General features: G+C 59.7%; 15 protein-coding genes. 6 read left to right on the plus strand and 9 right to left on the minus strand.

Translation table 11 applies throughout. The features are described from left to right. Positions 1-414: 414 nt before the first annotated feature. The 3 genes from L7A15_RS02415 to galU form a co-directional block, all read right to left on the minus strand. Positions 415-2,031 carry a CYTH and CHAD domain-containing protein gene (locus L7A15_RS02415; RefSeq protein ID WP_237208061.1) on the minus strand — a complete coding sequence of 539 codons (1,617 nt, stop codon included), beginning with the start codon at positions 2,029-2,031 and terminating at the stop codon, positions 415-417. Between the two features lie 127 nt (positions 2,032-2,158). After that, complete coding sequence (locus L7A15_RS02420) at positions 2,159-3,094, minus strand: hypothetical protein (RefSeq protein WP_237208062.1); 936 nt, start codon at positions 3,092-3,094, stop codon at positions 2,159-2,161. Positions 3,095-3,267: 173 nt separating this feature from the next. Next, positions 3,268-4,173, minus strand: coding sequence for a UTP--glucose-1-phosphate uridylyltransferase GalU (gene galU, locus L7A15_RS02425; RefSeq protein ID WP_237188041.1), 906 nt, complete (start codon positions 4,171-4,173; stop codon positions 3,268-3,270). 102 nt (positions 4,174-4,275) lie between these two features. Between galU and L7A15_RS02430 the strand changes: the two genes are divergently transcribed. Both L7A15_RS02430 and L7A15_RS02435 read left to right on the plus strand, forming a co-directional pair. Further along, on the plus strand, positions 4,276-4,893 hold the full coding sequence (locus tag L7A15_RS02430; RefSeq protein ID WP_237208063.1) for a 5-formyltetrahydrofolate cyclo-ligase: 618 nt from the start codon (positions 4,276-4,278) through the stop codon (positions 4,891-4,893). A 72-nt stretch (positions 4,894-4,965) separates the two neighbouring features. Next, a complete protein-coding gene (locus L7A15_RS02435; RefSeq protein ID WP_237188039.1) occupies positions 4,966-5,148 on the plus strand; it encodes an FmdB family zinc ribbon protein in 183 nt (60 codons plus the stop codon). 61 nt (positions 5,149-5,209) lie between these two features. Here L7A15_RS02435 and L7A15_RS02440 read toward each other — a convergent pair whose 3' ends face one another. From L7A15_RS02440 to L7A15_RS02460, 5 genes are all read right to left on the minus strand, one after another. Further along, positions 5,210-5,455, minus strand: coding sequence for a hypothetical protein (locus L7A15_RS02440; RefSeq protein ID WP_237188038.1), 246 nt, complete (start codon positions 5,453-5,455; stop codon positions 5,210-5,212). Beyond that, positions 5,452-9,360, minus strand: coding sequence for a DEAD/DEAH box helicase (locus L7A15_RS02445; protein WP_237208064.1), 3,909 nt, complete (start codon positions 9,358-9,360; stop codon positions 5,452-5,454). Before L7A15_RS02445 ends, L7A15_RS02440 begins: the two co-directional genes overlap by 4 nt. 120 nt (positions 9,361-9,480) lie before the next feature. Continuing rightward, positions 9,481-9,936 carry a cell shape determination protein CcmA gene (locus tag L7A15_RS02450; protein ID WP_237188034.1) on the minus strand — a complete coding sequence of 152 codons (456 nt, stop codon included), beginning with the start codon at positions 9,934-9,936 and terminating at the stop codon, positions 9,481-9,483. Then, positions 9,933-10,700 (minus strand): MurR/RpiR family transcriptional regulator, encoded by a 768-nt coding sequence (locus L7A15_RS02455; protein WP_237208065.1) that lies wholly within the window; start codon positions 10,698-10,700, stop codon positions 9,933-9,935. The genes L7A15_RS02450 and L7A15_RS02455 overlap by 4 nt, the downstream gene beginning before the upstream one ends. A 108-nt stretch (positions 10,701-10,808) precedes the next feature. Then, positions 10,809-12,437, minus strand: coding sequence for an alpha-glucoside-specific PTS transporter subunit IIBC (locus L7A15_RS02460; protein WP_237208066.1), 1,629 nt, complete (start codon positions 12,435-12,437; stop codon positions 10,809-10,811). Positions 12,438-12,722: 285 nt separating this feature from the next. Between L7A15_RS02460 and L7A15_RS02465 the strand changes: the two genes are divergently transcribed. The 4 genes from L7A15_RS02465 (at position 12,723) to L7A15_RS02480 (ending at position 17,847) form a co-directional block, all read left to right on the plus strand. Further along, entirely contained in the window at positions 12,723-13,553 is an 831-nt protein-coding gene (locus L7A15_RS02465) for an endonuclease/exonuclease/phosphatase family protein (RefSeq protein WP_237208067.1), read from the plus strand. 44 nt (positions 13,554-13,597) lie between these two features. After that, positions 13,598-15,352, plus strand: a complete 1,755-nt coding sequence (locus tag L7A15_RS02470) for an alpha-glucosidase (protein WP_237208068.1) — start codon at positions 13,598-13,600, stop codon at positions 15,350-15,352. 209 nt (positions 15,353-15,561) lie between these two features. Beyond that, entirely contained in the window at positions 15,562-17,301 is a 1,740-nt protein-coding gene (locus L7A15_RS02475; RefSeq protein WP_237208069.1) for a glycoside hydrolase family 13 protein, read from the plus strand. A gap of 126 nt (positions 17,302-17,427) precedes the next feature. Then, positions 17,428-17,847: a VOC family protein gene (locus tag L7A15_RS02480; protein WP_237208070.1), complete on the plus strand. Its 420-nt coding sequence runs from the start codon at positions 17,428-17,430 to the stop codon at positions 17,845-17,847. A 148-nt stretch (positions 17,848-17,995) separates the two neighbouring features. On the opposite strand, the gene L7A15_RS02485 is transcribed toward L7A15_RS02480, so the two are convergent. Then, positions 17,996-18,508, minus strand: a complete 513-nt coding sequence (locus L7A15_RS02485; protein WP_237208071.1) for a hypothetical protein — start codon at positions 18,506-18,508, stop codon at positions 17,996-17,998. Between the last annotated feature and the right edge of the window lie 238 nt (positions 18,509-18,746).

Consider the following 18,746-nt stretch of genomic DNA (forward strand, 5'->3'; position numbering starts at 1 on the left):
GACCAGTGTAATCCTTCGAGCCATTCTCTCACTCCCCCAGTCTATCGCCAAAGCTGGGGTGAGGACGCAGCTGGCTGTGGTGACGGGGTTGGCTTGGGGTTTTTCGTGGGTTTGCCCCCTGAAAAACACCCGCTAGTTAGCCTTACCTATCTTGCTAGATAGCTTCACCAAATTTTTTTGGGTAAACCCCTAGCCAAACCCCCTCGAATTAGGTTATATTTTTATTACCTAATAGCCGCAAGGTCCTGTGGGAGGACCGGCTATGTCGGTACTGTCGAAGACTTTTCTTCCTGTGTGTGATGCAAGGCCCCCTGGCAGCCTCCTTGGCTACCAGGGGACCTTTGTCTTTGGGCTCAGATGAGTCAGCTGGGCGGGGCCCTGGCAGGTTGAGGGAACCCAGTGACCCGACAGCTACTAACTCAGTCGAATCTTCTTAAGATCAAGGAGTTGCTGAGAGATCGAGGCACTGACAACCAGCCGGATCGTCTCTGCCGTAAGATCGCTACGCCCCAGCAGGTAACCAAGCGTTAGGTGCTCCAGGGTTCCCTGATGCCCCAGTAGCCAGGCCCCTAATGTATTCTGGTCCGTCAGCCTGCCCTGCTGGCCCTGCATCGTCTTGGCCAGGCGCAGCAGCTCCTGCTGCCCATCTGTCAGTTCCCCACCGGCAGATCGGATGGCGCTGAGACAGTATCGGGTTGCCTTGACGAGCTTGCGGATGTCGTGAACCTGCTCATCGAGGTGGGCTGCGCTGGCCCGTCCTTGGGGGTCTTGTGGGAGCTCGGCCACAAGTGAGGCCATCTGTTTTGCCAGTTTTTTCCGCAGCCGCTTGGCCACCTTGTTGATGTAGTTATCGGGATTCAGGGGCAGGTCGCAGTATTCGGTGATATCGCGCCCCGCCTGAACGAGGTCAGCCTGCAGATCACGCCGGGTAACAGAGGTGATGTAGGCAAGGGCTTTTTCCAGGTGGGCGGTGTCCTCGGCTACCAGCAGCTGTTCCAGGGCCTCAGGGTGAACCGGGGACCCTGCCGGGAGATTCTCCAGCCCCTCTGCCAGGAGATCGGCTATGAGTTCCCCGTTCCGGTGGGGCTCTAGCTCATGGGCATATGTTTTCAGGCCATCAGCCAAGCCCTTGAGGAGGGCCTTTGAGTCGGCGTCCTTAGCGTAGGGCTGGGCCATATATTTGATGACGCTACGTAGCTGGCGGGCAGCCACCCGCCCCTGGTGGGTAGAGTCGGGCACCCCTGCCCGAATCAGGAGGTCTGCCTGGGCAAGTTTCACGATGAAACCCTGCAGAATATCGGTCAGCAGATGGGCTGCTGGTAGGACGACCGTCTTGTCCGTCGGCGCCGGGAAAATCCCGGTCTTTGGGTTGGCCTCTAGCCCCAGCTGGGAGATTCGACGGGCCTCAAACTCAGCATCAGCACCTAGGGCGCGGGCAATTTTTGCTGAGGACGTCGAGGGGGCGGCACCAGCCTCCCGCAGCAGTTTCTCCACCGCCTCAAACACCTGCTGGGCTGAGTCTGAATCCTCCACTCCCCCGTCCAGTAACTCTATTTCCCACTCGTGCCAGCGGCGCTCAATGCCAGTGGAAAAGTCGGTGGCAGTCACCGAGTCATCACAGATTTCAGCGATGTCGACACCGTCCTGGGAGGTGATAACGGTTCTTACCCGGCGGGTCAGAAGGGAGACAGACGGTTCAACGATTTCATTGAGAAGGACCGGGGCGAGAAAATCCGTGACAGCCTCAGGAATGTGGTCGCCTTCCCCCAGATCAAAGGTCACTTCATGGCGTCCACCGGCGGCGTCAAACTTGATGTGCCATCCCTGGTCATACCCGCCGGTACGCCGTCTGAGGGCTACCTTGTGGCGGCCGAGCGTCTGAGTGTCGGTGTCAAAATAGGTGGCGTCCAGGTCTTCTACCACTGGGGTTTGAGCCGTGAAGCCCGCAATCTTCCAGGTCATATCTGGGGTGGGCCGGGTCAAATCCAGCATTTCAAACTTACGTTCAACTTCGAGGTGGTGGGCAACCATGCCTAGCCTTTCGATGGTTCACTGTGTCTGCTTTAAGCCTATACGGCGCCCCGCCTGCCGGTGGGCAGGCGGGGCGCCTCTTTCATGGTTTTGGTCTCTGTGGGCCCCTTGGTGAGGGGGCTAGGGCTTAGGCCCGACGGCGACGCAGGACGTCGTCGAGGTTCATACCGGCTGCCTCAGCCAGGGTTTTGCTGTTGCTCTGCGGGGCCTGGGGCGCTTCTAACGGCTCGACGAGGGCACGCTGGGCGACGGGGGCGTCCAGGTAAGTGGGGCGGGGGACTTCCGTTACGGCCCACCGGGTGTCGGGGAGGGCTTCATCCATGCGAAGACGGGTGGGGGCGTCAGTGGCACTCTCGACCAGGGGTTCAGCCGGGGCCGGGGCAGGCAGGGGCTGGTGCTGGGTGCGGGCTCGACGCAGGGCCTTGGCTGCGTGGCTAATCGGAAGGGTTGCCTTGGCGCGGGCCGGTAGTTCAGGGACAACCCGCTGGGGCTGCTCGACCGCCTTGGTTACCTCAGGAGAAGGGACCTTCTCACCTGGGCTCGGGGAAGTAAGGTGCTCAGGCTGGTGCAATTTCTTGCTCAGTTCCACCTTCAAGGCGGTGCTGGCACGGCGACGGTCGCGGTCACGTAGGGCCAGGACACGCAGGGCTACAAGGCAGCCTACTCCCAGCATGAGCAGAAGGACGGGGGTGACAAAGGTCAGAGCGGTCACGGCAGCGAGGATACCGGTCACTAGGGACGCAAACAGGGCTAGGGCTCCCACCCCGAATATTGCCAGTCGGCCCCATCGGAGACGGAGGTTCTGGCGAAAGGGGGCAGGTTCTACAGGGGCGGATGAGCCCGGCCCGGCATACCCGGTTGATGCGGGGGCGGAAACCTGGGCCTCAGTGTAGGCGATGTGGGCCCCTGCCTCGTCGAGGTCAGCGGGGACCAGGATATCGTCGCAGGCCTTTTCTGCACCAAAGGCGTAGGCGGCGCGGGCCTTGATCTGCCGATTAATCATGTAGAGGCCCATCAGAACTAGGGCAAGCAAGATAATGCCTGAAGTTCCCAGAACACTCATCGGTGTGAGCCTCCTTCATGTCAGATCTTTATGTACCGGACAATTCTACCTCAGCCTCTTGATCCCGCTCCCCCTTTTGGTCATGGAAGAGCATAGACAAAGGCCTCTTGTTCGCAGAATGAACAAGAGGCCTTCAAGGTTAGGTTCAGGTTTGATGAACCTGGGTCTGCTGTTTAGATGTCAGCGGCGAATTCCTTGAGCCAGGAGCGCAGCTCGGGACCCAGGTCATCGCGTTCAGTAGCGAGGATGACGTTGGCCTTGAGATAGGAGAGCTTGTCGCCGGTGTCGAAACGGCGGCCCTTGAAGACGACACCGTAGACGCCTTCGCCCTCGCCGGTGCCCTGGGCCAGGGTCTGCAGGGCGTCGGTCAGCTGGATTTCGTCGCCACGGCCAGGGGCGGTGTTTTCCAGCACCTCAAAGACCTTAGGTGACAGGACGTAGCGGCCAATGACGGCCAGGTTGGAGGGGGCGTCCTCCTTGGCAGGCTTTTCGACCAGGCCGGTGACCTTGTAGAAGCTATCTTCACCGTCAACAGCTTCGATAGCGGCACAGCCATAGGCTGAAATCTGGTCCTCGGGGACCTCCATCAGGGCAACGACGGAACCGCCGGTCTTCTGCTGGACGGCTACCATCTCTGACAGCAGGTCCTCGGATTCGTCGATGAGGTCGTCACCAAGCAGAACCGCGAAGGGCTCGTTGCCAACGTGAACCTTGCCGCGCAGGACGGCGTGCCCCAGGCCCTTGGGGTCGCCCTGGCGGACGTAGTGGATTTCACCGAGCTCATTGGAGTCTTCAACGCTCTTGAGCAGGGCATCCTTGCCCTGGTCTGCCAGCTGCTGTTCCAGGCCGGGTACACGGTCAAAGTGGTCTTCGAGGGCACGCTTGTTGCGGCCGGTAATCATCAGAACATCGTTCAGACCGGCGCGGATAGCTTCTTCGACAACGTACTGAATTGCCGGGCGGTCGACAACAGGCAACATTTCCTTGGGGGTTGCCTTGGTTGCGGGGAGGAAGCGGGTGCCTAGACCAGCGGCAGGAATGACTGCCTTGGTGACTTTGAGTGATTTATTTTCGGTCATAGGCATAAGAATACCCAATTTTGATGAATTAGCCTTGTTTCTGCCTCCTGGTTGGTAGATTTAGTGCATATTCTGTGCCTGCTACCACCTTGGGAAGGTCTTATGAGCTCTTCTGCCGCTTCTGCTAAAGCCCTGGCCCGTTCCTACCTGCGGCGCCGTCGCCATTCACTGCCGCCGTCTGCCGCCCAGGTTGTTGCCCTGACGGCCCAGTGCCTTACCCTGTGGGAGTCTCTGGCCCCTGCTTCTACGATTGCTGCCTTTCTTCCCCTCCCCACTGAGCCGCCCGTCCTGGAGGGTTTGGGGCAGGCGGTGGCCCTGGGTCACCGGGTGCTGGTGCCGGTAGTGGAGCCGGGATCCCAGCTTTCCTGGGTGGAGTGGGAGCCGGGAGCCCAAGGTGCCCGAAATACCCTGGGAATTGATGAACCGGACGGCCAGCGGCTCGGCCCCGAGGCCTTTTGCGGGGCTGACCTGCGCCTGGTTCCTGCCCTAGCCCTTGATGTGGGCGGACGCAGGCTGGGCCAGGGCGGGGGCTACTACGACAGGCTGTTTGAGCGGTTAGGGCCCCGGGGCCAGGAGCCCTCTACCCTGGGGGTGGTTTTTGCCCGGGAGATCCTAGATGGCCTCCCGGCTGATCCCTGGGACGCCCGCCTGGGCTGGGCCTTGACCGAGCAGGGCGTCCTGGCCCTCAATGGCTCTAACCCCTGGTCCGGGGAGGGGTAGAGCCAGAGTAAGATAGAGGTCGGTATGGTCTGCCCGGTGAGTCTTCCCCGGGCCTGAATCTAAGGAGTTTTCGTGCCCGTTTACGTTTACCAGTGCAAGAACTGTGACCATGTGTTTGAGCAGCACCAGTCCTTTAGCGACGATGCTCTCAAGACCTGCCCCGAGTGCGGGCAGGACACCCTCCGCAAGAAGTTCGGCCAGGTCGGTGTGGTCTTCAAGGGGTCTGGCTTCTACGCTAACGACAAGGGTAAGTAAACTACGCCCCACCTTGAGCACGAGTAAAGGCTCCCCAGGTGGGGAGCCTTTTTCGTGGGGATTAGTCTGTGCCGTAGTGGGGTGGGCGCTGCTCTTTGAGCCAGCTAGCCCGCCTCTCCCCCTCCCGTTCCTGGAGGGTTTCCCGGTCTTCGGGGGCAGGACCGCTGGGGGTAAGTCCTGCCAGGTGGGGTTCGGCCCCGGTGAAGGACGATCCCCCGGTAGCCCTGCGGTTGCCCCGGCGTTTCTTGGGGGTGGGCTGGTAGCTGCTCCTGCCCCGGGCTGCATCTTCCTGCTGGGGGTTCGTCATGATTCAGCACCGTCGGAGACGCCAAGGTACCCTGCGATACGGTGGACGACGGCTTCAGGACGGGAGAAGACCTCAATCGTCCAAGCTGTCATTGAATTCCAGCCGGTGCGGGCCAGGAGCTCAGGCAGCAGGCGGGAGCGTTCCCGCACGCTCAGGGCGGCGTAGGCGTCCGTACCGTCAGAAATAACGGCCAGGGGGACCCGGCTGGGGCTGACGCGATCGACATCGTGCAGCATCTTGCGGGCGCGGGGGCTGGCGAGGGCACCGGCTACGAGGGATTCAGCATCACTGGTTGCAACCAGGGAGAAAATGTCCCGGGGGGACTCGTGCAAGGTGATAGGCAGGGAGGATACCCGGCGTTGGAGATCTCCGAGGAGCCAGTCGCCCATGTCGATAGCGTCCAGGTGGTCGTTGGTCAGGAACTCATTGACCGGGAGCTGGTCCGTGATGGGGCGGGTTAGCTCCTGCCGGGCGCGTTCTTCCTGGTCCTTGCGATAGGCAAGGAGTAGGCGGTAAACGTCGAAGGCCCCGTGTTCAAGCCGCTGGGGGTCCAAGTCTTCGGGGGTGACGCAGGTGACCAGGCGGGTGAGGTGGCGGGCCCGGGTCATGGCCAGGGCGAAGTTCTGGCGGCCACCCCGTTCTGAGAAGTGACCGAAGTGGTGGGCTGCCCCCTGGGTTGTTTTCCCGGCTCCGAGGGAGAAGATGATGACGTCCCGTTCCATGTCGACGGCGCGGGTAACGTCAACGACGCGGAAGGGTTCGTCCCCGGCGGCGAAGAAGGGGGCGAACTGCGGATACCGGTTGACCAGCTGACGCACGGCTTCAGCGATTCTTTGGGCGTGGCGGGAACTCGTGGTGATGACCGCCAGGGTTTGCTTGGGGGTGCGGTAGGCATGTTCGATGACCATTTCAGCGACCCGTTGCACCTCAGGGCTCGGTGAATCCAGGCTGGCGTTATCTGAAACCCTGCCGGTGACGTCAACGTATTCGACGGTGAGGGCTTCTGCTCCTTCGGTGTACTCTTCACCCCAGGGGTAGCTGGTTAGGGCACCGGAGTAGAAGTGTTCGTTGAGGTAGGTAAAGAGGGTGGGGTCGACGGCCCGATTGACGGTGGCCAGCGAGCGACCGGGTAGCACCTTTGCCAGGGCCTCGAAGGTGGAGACCAGTTTGTTACTGTTGGGCACCGGGGTGCCGTTGGCTAAGGCTGAGACCATGAAGGGGGCGGGGAAGCCACTGTGGGGATCGCCCAGGGCAATGACCTGTTCAGCCCTGATCAGGGCCGGGAGGTTGGCCGCCAGCGGGGTTGATTCGGCGTCCAGGAGGATAGCGGCGTCGAACCGCATTCCGGTGGGGACCTTGCCAGAGAGGGAGAAGGGGCTTGCAATCCACAGGGGAAGCAGGGTGCTTGCCATGACGGGCGCGTTCTCTAGGACCTGGCCCAGGTTAAAATCGTGGCTCTTGAGCTGGCTCCGCAGGTAGTTTGCCTGGTCTTCGAACTGGCCGATGCGGTGACGCCAGCAATCGGCAACTGCTGCGTGCAGGCGGGCGGGGGCTGAGGCGACGTGGCTGTAGTCGGCCCGACGGAAGCGGGCCTCCAGGTCGCGGAGGCGGTCCCCGTCGAGGATCTCGATTTCTTGGGAGGCCAGCATCATTTCTAGGGCTGTCTGCCACCAGGCAAGTTCCAGCTCAGCAGCGACGCCCTCAACCCCGATTTGCCGTTCGTACAGCTCTTCGAGGAGGGAGCCCAGGCCTGCGGTGGTCAGTTCGCGGGTCAGCTCTACCCGTTCGGGCAGACTGTGCAGGAGGATTTCATCGTCGATGAGGGCCTGCAGGCGGTGGGAAAGTTCCGGCAACGGGGTATGGGTAAAGCGGGTACCGGCGGGAGAATCTTCCAGGACAATGGCCAGCCCCATGAATTCGCCCACCAGTCGGCTGTGGGCTGAGCGCAGGTCAGCTAGGTTGTCGGGCACGCTGGGGGTGCGGTCGTCGGCGGCCCAGGCCAGCCATTCTTCTCGCTGACCCTGGACCACGAAGAGGCTTTCGTGGAGGTCATTGATAGAGACGCCGGGAATAATGTATTCCTTCGCAGCCCGACGAAGCCGGGACCGCTGGATGCTAGACATTTCAATCCCGTGGTCACGACGCCAGGCCCCGGAGGCGGTAGCTGCGATGAGGTCGGTGACAGGACGATCAAAGATGTCCTGGTTGAAACGGGTGAGGGTATCAGTCAGGCGTTCGAGCAGGTCAATCTGGTTGCCCCAGTCGGTGATGCTGCCACCAGGTTTCATCCCGATGGACTCGGCCATGGCCTGCATTCTGGTGGAAAGATCTGCCAGGGAGGCGGCGAGGGTCTTGACCAGATCATGGGCGGCCTGGGTTTCCTCCCTGTTAAGCAGCTTAGCCCGGTGCCAGGCTGAGGCCCGGGTGGAGGGACGGAAGCCCCCCAGCTCGGCCAGACGCTGAAGTTTACGGACGGTCTCAGCTCGGTTGACCTGCTCGTCCATGGTGGTTTTGCTGAGCCGGATGTGGGTGGCCGGGGGCGGGGTCTGGGCGGTGAGGGCGGCCAGGGTCTGGAGGGCCTCATAGACGGAGCAGCCCCAGCGGGACTCGGTAAAACGCAGGGAGTCGGTGTGGGCTTTGAGGGCGGCCCTGGTTTCTGTGAGTTCCCGGTGGATATCGGTGACGTTGGGTGCAGGTGCCTGCTCGTCACGAACAATCGCGTTGATGAATTCTGTGCGGTAGTCTTCGGGGCTCTTCTCAGCCAGCAGGTTGAAGGTGAGGTCGGTGAGCTTGTAGCGGTCCAGGAGGTTGGTGAAAGCGGCTAAGGTTGAACGCTTCTCCCCCACCACCAGGACGGACTTACCCTGGTGGATCAGGGTAGCTGCCAGGTTGGCGGCGGTTCCCAGCTGGTCTGTGCCGGGGGCGGTGGTAACGGTGAGGGAGTGGCCCAGGTGGGCGAGGTCGATGATGTCCTGGCCGGCTGAGTCGGTGTCGACCAGGATCATGTCCTCGTCGGGGTTGCGTTCGTCCAGGGGGGCCCGCCCGTTGTGGATGGGAGCCACGAAGGGCTTTTCCAGGGGGTTGAGTTTGAGCTGGGCAATGTCGCGGACGAGGTCGGTGTGGGCGGTTGACGGAAGTTCGCCGGTGCTTTCTTTGAGGTCCGCGAAGGTAGAGATCAGGTAGGTGGAGTGAATGGTCATGCCGGGGACGGAGCCGGTAGTGGCCCGCATACGCTCAATGACAGGCTCCGGGTCCAGTTTCCGCATGGAGTTAGCCAGCTGGGCAACGTCCATGCTACCCAGGTCTATCCCGTATTCCTTTTTGATCTGCCGGACCATCGCCGGGTTCAACTGGGCCGGGCCGGTCAGCTGGACCTCAAAGTCGTCGCTAGTGGGGTGCGGGGTGATGGCCAGGGGGGCCATAAGAATAGGGGCAATGAACCGTTTCTCGCTGACCATGCCGTCCTCGCGCACGTCGCGGGACAACCAGGAGGCAGTACCTGCCACGAAGTACCCGGCGTCCAAGCCGTGGCCGGTCGCCAGCTCAAAAATCTTGGTGCGCAGGGCCCGGGCAGCAACCATGCCGGCCTCAAGTTTGGCCTTATCCCGCAGGATCGTTGACAGGCGGGTCTTACGCCCCATAAACATCTGGGCCACGCCAGACGAATTAGCGTCCGTCAGATCAATGTGGACATAATCAACCTGGTTGAAATCCAGCATGGCGTCTGGGCCCGTGTAAATTTCCATCTGCCCGGCCCACGCCTCAAGGCCAGCAGTAACCTGGGCAGCGGTGTTGTCGTCCTCGACGCTGCCCTGGGGGGCTACCGGCTCCGGGGTGCTCCCAGCGGCCCAGGGGGTCGCAGAAGAGGTAGCGGTTGCTGAATCAGGGTGGACCTGGTCGTTCACTAAAATCTACTTTCGGCCTTGCGCTCTTGTACTGCCTAAACCATCATAGTTGGCTTTTGGCCCGGCCAACATCACCGGGCCGCCTTTACACGGCTCCTGCCCCGGGCGTCCGTCCTGCCCCTAAGCAATATAGAGGTTAAAGTTAGCAACCAGGGTCAGCACCGAGAGGAAACCCAAGAGGGCCATACCCGCCACCAGCACCCACTTGAGGCGCGGGGCAAAGGGCTCACCACCGGATTCCCAGAGGGAACGGACGTAAAAGTAGCTCAACAAAAAGCCGGGCAGGTTCCCCGTCACCAGCTGCTGGGCCACCGCAAAAATACCGAAGTTCCGTTCGGTCAGCTCATTTTCACTTTCAGCAGCTTTCAAGAGGCCCGCCATAATCAGGGACATGCAGCTGACCAAAAAAGCCAGGGCAATAGCAGGCTGCTGGAGCATCTCCTGAAAGGCAACGCCCTCCCCGCTTGACACCGCGTACTGGTAGAAGAAGAACACCAGGGGGCTTATCAGCCAGTACCAGAAAAGGAAGGTACGGAGCTTATCGGGGTCGCGCAGGGCATAGAGGATGGCGTTCATGATGTCTTCTCTTGGGAGTCAAGGTATTGGATGTACTGCCTGACCAGGTAATCCAGCAGGACGGTCAGGGCAACAAAAGAATGGTAGGGCTCTTTATGGGAGCTAGTTATGGTGGGGGTTGATTCGTAGTGCAGGCTAAAATCAGCCGCCGCGGAGAGGCTATTGACCCCCAGGGCCGTAATAGCGATCATGGGTATTTTGCGGGCGGCTAATGCCTTGACGGTAGAAATGGCACTTTCCGTTTCCCCTGAGAGGGAGGCGATGATGACCAGGTCATCCGGGCGCATCACCCCAATCGACCCCCGGAACTCGCTGGAGGCAGGAATCACGTGAGTAAACTTCCCGCAGGCCAGCATAGATTTTGAAAATTCCTGGATGGCATTCCGCTGGGCAAAGCCCGTCCCGTACAGGTAAATGGTATTGGCATTCTCAATTTTTGAGAGGATGGGTTCGAAGTCCATCGCCATGAGCCCCTCATAGGTTTTCAGAATATCGAGACGGCCACTCTCTAAAAAGTCAGTGTTAGGCTTGGCCCCGCCGGCCAGGGAGCTTTTGACGAAGAACTTAAGTTCAGCGAACCCCGTGAACCCCAGCTTCTTGGTTAGCCGGATAATGCTGGACGTTGAGGTAAAGGTTTTGTGCGCGAGGGCGCTAATGGTGGAGTCGGCAACAAACTGCTCATTGTTCAGCATGAAGGCGAGAATTTCGCGTTCGGTATCGCTGAGGCGGTTCTGGTGCGCGTTGACAAGTTCTTGTAAGTCCACCAAGGGCTCCTGAGATATTCACTTTCACTGCGGTAACTAACAGTATAAGTGGGTTTTCTCAGGAGCCCTTGGTGTCAGGTTGTGATGCTCAAGGCAGGGGGAGCAAGATTACTTGCCCTCGTTCACCATGGTTTCGAACTTGTCGCGAACCTGGGGAACGTCCATGCCGACGATGACCTGCAGGGCCTTGCCCTTGTTGACCAGGCCGAGAGCACCTGCGGACTTGAACTGGGCTTCAGAGCCGACCAGCTCGGGGTCAGCCACTGAAACGCGCAGGCGGGTGGCGCAGTTGTTCACATCGGTGATGTTGGCGGGGCCACCGAGCAGAGCCAGGAAGTCGGTTGCACGCTGGGTGTAGGGGTCTGATGCTACTGCGGTTGCAGCACCAGCAGCGGCACCTTCAGCACCCAGGGTGCCGTTCTTCTTAGCTTCCTTGTAGTCAGCCTTGGTGTAGAGCTTGGTTTCGGCACCGTCTACTTCACGACCGGGGGTGTTGAAGTTGAACTTGAGGATCAGGAAGCGGAAGACGACGAAGTAGATCAGGGTGAAGCACAGGCCGATACCGATCTGGGTGAGGACCATACCGGAGTGGTTGGGCCACATGGGGATCCAGTTCTGGAAGAGGAAGTCAATCAGACCGCCACCCATGTTACCGACAACGCCGAAGCCGTACATGGTAGCTGACATGGTTGCGGCCAGGACTGCGTGTACTGCGAACAGCGGGGGTGCCAGGAAGAGGAAGGTGAATTCGAGGGGCTCGGTAATACCGATCAGGATTGCGGTGAGGCAGACAGGGATCAGCAGGGCCAGGGTTTCCTTGCGCTTCTCGGGACGAGCAGTGGTGTAGAAGGCTGCTGCGATACCGAGGGGAGCAAAGACCTTGGAGTTACCGTGCAGGGCGAAGCCGCCACCGGGGAAGAGTTCCTTGACGGGGGTGGTTGATTCTGCGAAGGTTTCGAGGTTAGCAACCCAGTACTTGGTGATGCCGTCCGGAACAACGGCGGGGCCGAAGACGAAGGGGGTGTAGATGAAGTGGTGCAGGCCGGTGGGAATCAGGATGCGCTCAAGGAAGGTGTAGAGCCATACGCCGAAGACACCGGATGAGATGAAGAAGCCCTGCAGGGAGCCAATACCGGTCTGGATTGAAGGCCAGACGAGGCAGAAGACCAGAGCGATGGGCATCATCAGGAAGAAGCCCAGACCGTAAACGTACTGGGTGCCCTGGAAGATACCGAGGAAGTCGGGGAGCTTGGTGTCGAAGTAGCGGTTGTGCAGCCAGACAACGATAGCGGAGATGATGATGGCGCCGAAGATGCCGGTATCGAGAGTCTTGATACCCGCAATCATTTTCAGACCGGTACCAGCAGCACCTTCTGAGAGGTCAACGTTGAAGTCAACACCGAACTTGTCGCCCCAGATGCTGAGGATCTGGCCAACGAAGTAGTTGAAGGTCAGGTAAATCATGCCGGCTTCGAGGACGGCGCGAGCCTGTGCCTGCTTAGCCAGTGCAATCGGCAGACCGAGCACAAAGAGGAGTTCCATCTGGTTAAAGACGGTCCAAGCGCCGGACTCCCATACGGACCAGAAGTTGTACCAGCCAGTGCCTTCAGCGGCAATGGGGCCAAGAAGCATTTCGTTCTTGCAGATGATAGCGATGCCCACTGCAAGACCGGCGAATGCAAAGATGAGGACGGGGGCCAGCATGGCGGAGCCGAACCTCTGAATCTTCTCCATCATCGGTAGAAACCTTTCATAAATGGGATCTCCCGACTCGAAAATTCGAGGTGTGTTGGTGGAAGAATCCCGTGTGATTACTAGGCTTATCTAATCATTCTTTTGTGGCTGCTGATGGTGATTTGGGCGACTTTGGCATTAATGCCGGGAACCGGCACAAGGTGGCGGAAGCGGGTAAAAGTTTCGAGGGGTTTTGTGCGCGTGAGAAAGAGGCAGACAGGTCCGCTCCGCCTAGTATGAAGACCCGTAAGAGGTTCTTGTGCACGATTGAAAGCTGTTTTTGCCCCGATGAAACTTTTAACGCTGAATACCCATAGCTGGCTTGAGGTCCACCAGATTTCGAAGATCTATGAGTTGGCCCAGTTCATTGTGCGTGAGCGGATTGATGTGGTGGCCTTGCAGGAGGTGAACCAGCTTGTTCATAGCCCTCTAGTGGCTGAGCCTGCGGGTTTTGTGGGCGGGGCTGATCGGCCGGTTCGGGCTGATAATTTTGCCCACCTGCTCAATGGGTTCTTGACCCAGCTGGGCGCTCCCTATTGGTGGGGTTGGGCTGTGGCCCACCGGGGGTTTGACCGGTACGACGAGGGCGTCGCCGTCCTGACCCGTTCCCGCCCCCAGCGCGTCCAGACCCTGGACCTCTCCCCTGACTACACCTACGAGGACGTCCCCCGCCGGGTGGCGCTGGCTGTGCAACTGGGTGAGGACGCTGGTGGCACCTGGCTGGCCAGCGCCCACATGAGCTGGTGGCAGTGGGAGGGCACCCCCCTCTTCGCCGCCGAGTTTGACCAGCTGGACCGGCAGATTCGGGAACTAGCCCAGGGGGCTCCCATCATTCTGGCAGGAGACTTCAATAACGCTGCCGGGGTTACTGGCGAGGGCTACGACCTCATGCAGAGCTACGGCTGGCTCGACACCTACCTCACCGCCCAAGAACGCACCGGGGAAACCACCGTCCACAAGGCAATCCACGGGTGGGATTCACTCACCCAGGCCCTCCGCATTGACCTAGTTCTCACCGACCGGCCCTTGCCTGTGACCCGCCACGCCGTCGTCTTCCCCGACTACTCCGACCAGGCCATCTCAGACCACTCAGGCCTCTACCTCACCTTCGACCTCTAACCCGTCCCGTCCCCGTCCTACCCCGTGCTGAAAGGAAGCAAGCCATGAGCACTCAGGCTACCACCCCAGAGTCCCGCCCCACCGCCTGGTGGCAGGAACCCGTCGTCTACCAGATTTACCCCCGCTCCTTTAACGATTCCAACGGCGATGGTATCGGCGACCTGCCCGGTATCACCGAGAAAATCCCCTACCTGGCCAAGCTCGGGGTGGACGTCGTCTGGCTCTCCCCCATTTATAAGTCCCCCAACGACGACAACGGCTACGACATCAGCGACTACCGCGACATCATGGACGAATTCGGCACCATGGCGGACTTCGATGAGCTCCTTGAAACCGCCCACGCCGCCGGTATCAAAATCATGATGGACCTGGTCGTCAACCACACCTCCGATGAGCACGACTGGTTCGTGCAGGCCAAGAGCAGCCGGGAGAACCCCTACCGCGACTACTACATCTGGAAGGACCCGGTAGGCTACACCGAGGACGGCACCCCGATCCCGCCCAATAACTGGGTCGCGGCCTTCTCCCCCTCCGTCTGGGAATGGGAGCCTGCCACCGAGCAGTTCTACCTGCACCTCTTCTCCACCAAGCAGCCCGACCTCAACTGGGAAAACCCGGTCGTGCGCAACGAGGTCTACGACCTCATGCGCTTCTGGCTCGATAAGGGCGTCGATGGCTTCCGCATGGACGTTATCAACCTGATTTCCAAGGACCCCGCCTACCCGGACGACCCCCAGGTAGCAGCCGGGGGCGGCACCGACTCCATTACCATGGCAGCCAACGGCCCCCGCGTCCACGAGTACCTGGCAGAGATGAACCGCGAGGTCCTCTCCCACTACCCCGTCATTACCGTCGGTGAGGCCCCCGGAGTCACCACCGCCGACGGCCTGCTCTACACCGGATTTGACCGCGGCGAACTCCAAACCCTCTTCCAGTTCGAACACATGGGCGTGGACGCCAACCCCAACCCCGCCCTGGGCAAGTGGAACGATGAGCGTTTCGACCTGCGCGACCTCAAGCGGATTCTCACCAAGTGGCAGGTAGACCTGGCCGGCAAGGGCTGGAACGCCAACTACTGGAACAACCACGACCAGCCCCGCGCCGTCTCCCGCTTCGGCAACGATTCACCCGAGTACCGGGTTCTCTCCGCCAAAATGCTGGGTACTGTGCTACACGGTATGGCAGGTACCCCCTACATCTACCAGGGTGAAGAGCTGGGCATGACCAACGTCTTCTTCACCGACCTGGCCGACTACAACGACCTGGAAATCCACGACCACTACGCCAAGCTGGTCGGCTCCGGTGTAGTCGATCACGACACCATGCTTCGCTACATCTCAGCCTCAGGCCGCGACAACGCCCGCACCCCCATGCAGTGGACGGCCGGTGAGCAGGCTGGCTTCACCAGCGGCACCCCCTGGCTGAAGCTCAACCCCCGCTACACTGAAATCAACGCCGAGGCAGCCCTTGCCGATGAAAACTCGGTCTTCTACCACTACCGCGACCTCATCAATCTGCGCCACACCCACCCCATTATGGTCAACGGTGTTTATGAGCTGATTGATTCAGCAGAAGTACCCGCCACCGAAGACGGCCAGGTCTACGCCTACCTGCGCCAGGGTACCGGCCCCACCGATGGCCAAACCCTGCTGGTTATCGCCAACTTCACCGAGGACGTCCTGACCCGCACCTTCACCGAACCGGCTGGCGAGCGCACTCTGATCAGCAGCAACTACGCCGACGACCAGGGCGCAACCCTGCGCCCCTACGAGGCAAAGATTTACCTCTACCAGCAGTAACCAACCCGAAAGGGTGTAGTGACGTCGGGAGGGCGGACAGGCGCCGCGCCGACAACCGCTCTCGCTGGCTCGCAGAGCTCGCAAGCGATTCACCGCCAGCCCCGATCCACGTCGGCTGCCGGCGCCGTCCTCCCCTCCCTCCCCGGGCCCCTCATCAGGGCACCGGGGCTAGGAACTTTTTTCACTCAATCAGAAAAGGACATATAAGCATGGCAAATAATTCAGGTAAGACCTGGTGGAAGGAAGCGGTCGTCTACCAGATTTGGCCGCGCAGCTTCAACGACTCCAATGGCGACGGTATCGGCGATATCCCCGGTATCACCGAGCGCCTGCCCTACCTGGCAGACCTAGGAATTAACGTCATCTGGCTTTCCCCCGTCTTCGCCTCCCCAAACGACGACATGGGCTACGACATCTCCGACTACCGGGCTATTATGCCCGAGTTCGGCACCATGGACGACTTCGATACCATGCTCGAAACCGCCCACTCCCTCGGAATCAAGATCCTGATGGATCTGGTGGTCAACCACTCCTCCGATGAGCACGAGTGGTTCGAAAAGTCCCGGGCCTCCCGCGATAACGACTACCGCGACTACTACATCTGGCGGGATTCATCGGGCGTCGATGAGGACGGCAAGCCCCTGCCCCCCAATAACTGGGGCAGCGAGTTCGGCGGCCCGGCCTGGGAATACGATGAAACCACCGACCAGTGGTACCTGCACATGTTCTCCCGCAAGCAGCCCGACCTCAACTGGGAGAACCCAAAGGTCCGCCAGGAAATCTTTGACCTGGTCACCTTCTGGCTCGATAAGGGCGTCGATGGCTTCCGCCTGGACGCCATCAACATCATCTCCAAGCCCGAGGGCCTGCCCGATGACCCCAGCGTCGACCCCGAGAAGCACTCCTCATCTATTCCTTTCGTGATTACCAACGGCACCAAGGTGCACGAGTGGATGCACGAGCTCAACATGGAAACCTTCGACAAGTACGACTGCATGACCGTGGGCGAGATGAGCGCCACCGGGCCGGACGAGGCCGTCCGGTTCTCAGGCTTCACCACCGATGAGCTGCACATGATCTTCCATTTTGAGCACATGGGTCTTGATTCAGACCCCGAAACCGGCATGGGCAAGTGGTCTTACAAGCCCGTGCAGCTGACGGAGATGAAGGAAATCTTGAACACCTGGCAGACTGAGTTGGACGGCAAGGCCTGGGGTTCGCTCTACTGGAACAACCACGACCAGCCCCGCGTTATCTCCCGCTTTGGTAACGATTCACCCGAGTACCGGGAGCTTTCCGGCAAGATGCTGGCTACTGTGCTGCACGGTATGCAGGGCACCCCCTACATCTATCAGGGCGAAGAGTTCGGCATGACCAACGTGCAGTTCGACTCGATCGAGGACTATAAGGACCTTGATTCGATTAACTTCTACACCGATATGGTCACCGAGCACGACCGCATGAGCTCGGATGAGGCTATGGCCCTGATTTACGCCAAGGGCCGCGATAACGCCCGCACCCCGGTGCAGTGGAGCGCGGATGCCGGTGCCGGCTTTACGACCGGCACCCCCTGGATTGGGCTCAATGAGAACTACACCGAGATCAACGCGGCTGAGGCTGTGGCTCGTGAGGATTCGCTGTGGCACTATTACCGCCAGCTGGTAGCCCTGCGCCGCGGTGAGCTCAAGGACCTGCTGGTCTACGCCTCTTTCGTACCTCTGGACCCTGAAGATTCTGAGGTATACGCCTACGAGCGCCACGGGGACAGAGAGAAGCTGCTGGTCGTCGCTAACTTTACCGACGGCGTCCTGACCCGCTCTTACCAGGTGCTGGACGGTGCGGATGCTCGGGTGGTGCTGTCCAACTACGCGGACGCCGCCGAGCAGGCTGCTGAGGCTGAGCTGACTCTGCGCCCCTACGAGGCCCGGATCTACCGTATCGCTGCCTAAGACTAGGTACCATCTAAATCGGAAAAACCCACGAACCAGGTGGGTTTTTCTGATTTAGATGGTCTTTTCTATTCACCGGTGCGTGGTACGCTGTGAACGCTCAATCACTTTAGAGAAAGGCCACCCATGGCTATCCAGTTCAACCCCTACTTCACCTTCGCAGGTAACGCCCGCGAAGCCATCGAATTCTACGCTGAGGTTTTCGGCGGCGAACTCCAGCTGGCAACCTTCAAGGACTTCCAGGCCCCCGTCGCCCCCGAGCACGAAAACCTGGTCATGCACGCCGAACTCATCACCGAGCACGGCTTCAACCTGCGCGTGTCTGACGGCGCGGCCCTCTCCGAAGCCCCGGCCCAGGCCACCACCAACATGGAAGCCTCCCTCATCGGCCCCACCGAGGACGTTGACACCGCCCGCCCCTGGTTCGACAAGCTCTCCGACGGCGCAACCAACATCCAGCCGCTGACCGCCGCCCCCTGGGGCGCCACCTTCGGCTCCCTCACCGACAAGTACGGCATCGCCTGGATGTTCAACTTCGGCGGCTAGAACTTAGGTTTTTGTAGAAACAGCCCCCGTCTGCTCCCTGTGTGGGAATAAGGACGGGGGCTGTTCAGTTATACGAGGCCCCAAGCGGCAGCCGCACTAAGACAACCAGCCACTCGCAAGTTCTTCTCTTCTTCGCCATGTCTCTTAACTAAAATTTAGATATTAATTTTATCTCTTTTAACCTAGACAAATCGCTTTCAATATTTCCTGGAATATATGTTTCATACCAAGAATAAAAATGTTCAGCACCTTTAATTAAACTTTCAATAAACTTACAAGGAGAAGCCAAGTATCTTTTATAATCAACAGTAATAACAAGACCTGATGCACTCATCTTTAAAGAGAAATTTTTAGATTGAAAACCCAACTCAACATTCCCCTCCCCACATTCAAGTACTTGATAAATAACTTTCAATATCTTTGACCAGGTATCATACAGTTCTACAATTTCGATATCAGAAAATAAGTTCTTCTTGCCAGATTCTATAGCTATCAAACCCTCCGCCATATGACTCGACGGTTGCTTCTGCGCTTTCCATGCAATACTAGCCCCCAAAGGGTCTTCTTGTATTGATATTAACGACCCTACAGACTTCCCAGCGACAACACTCGTTACACAGGTGCAAGTTTGCACTTGTGCCCAACTAATATCTGGAATCATAGATCACCTCGGAGAAAGCGGCGTCCGCACTGATTCAACCAGCTGCTCGCAGGCTCGCGGAATAAAAGAAAGGAGCGAGCAAGCTCGCCCCCTCCCCCGAGGCCCGCAAGCGGCAGCCACACTAAGTCAACTAAACCGCTCGCAGGCTCGCGGAATAAAAGAAAGGAGCGAGCAAGCTCGCCCCCTCCCCCGAGGCCTGCAAGCGACAGCCACGCTAAGTCAGCTAAACCGCTCGCAG

It is taken from the genome of Rothia nasimurium, from assembly GCF_928391935.1.
Taxonomy (GTDB): Bacteria; Actinomycetota; Actinomycetes; order Actinomycetales; family Micrococcaceae; genus Rothia; species Rothia nasimurium_D.

Coding starts and splice junctions, on each gene's coding strand:
- L7A15_RS02465 (WP_237208067.1), top strand. CDS start 12,723: ATGAAACTTTTAACGCTGAATACCCATAGCTGGCTTGAGGTCCACCAG.
- L7A15_RS02420 (WP_237208062.1), bottom strand. CDS start 3,094: ATGAGTGTTCTGGGAACTTCAGGCATTATCTTGCTTGCCCTAGTTCTG.
- L7A15_RS02430 (WP_237208063.1), top strand. CDS start 4,276: ATGAGCTCTTCTGCCGCTTCTGCTAAAGCCCTGGCCCGTTCCTACCTG.
- L7A15_RS02475 (WP_237208069.1), top strand. CDS start 15,562: ATGGCAAATAATTCAGGTAAGACCTGGTGGAAGGAAGCGGTCGTCTAC.
- L7A15_RS02480 (WP_237208070.1), top strand. CDS start 17,428: ATGGCTATCCAGTTCAACCCCTACTTCACCTTCGCAGGTAACGCCCGC.
- L7A15_RS02440 (WP_237188038.1), bottom strand. CDS start 5,455: ATGACGAACCCCCAGCAGGAAGATGCAGCCCGGGGCAGGAGCAGCTAC.
- L7A15_RS02470 (WP_237208068.1), top strand. CDS start 13,598: ATGAGCACTCAGGCTACCACCCCAGAGTCCCGCCCCACCGCCTGGTGG.
- L7A15_RS02460 (WP_237208066.1), bottom strand. CDS start 12,437: ATGATGGAGAAGATTCAGAGGTTCGGCTCCGCCATGCTGGCCCCCGTC.
- L7A15_RS02450 (WP_237188034.1), bottom strand. CDS start 9,936: ATGAACGCCATCCTCTATGCCCTGCGCGACCCCGATAAGCTCCGTACC.
- galU (WP_237188041.1), bottom strand. CDS start 4,173: ATGACCGAAAATAAATCACTCAAAGTCACCAAGGCAGTCATTCCTGCC.
- L7A15_RS02485 (WP_237208071.1), bottom strand. CDS start 18,508: ATGATTCCAGATATTAGTTGGGCACAAGTGCAAACTTGCACCTGTGTA.
- L7A15_RS02415 (WP_237208061.1), bottom strand. CDS start 2,031: ATGGTTGCCCACCACCTCGAAGTTGAACGTAAGTTTGAAATGCTGGAT.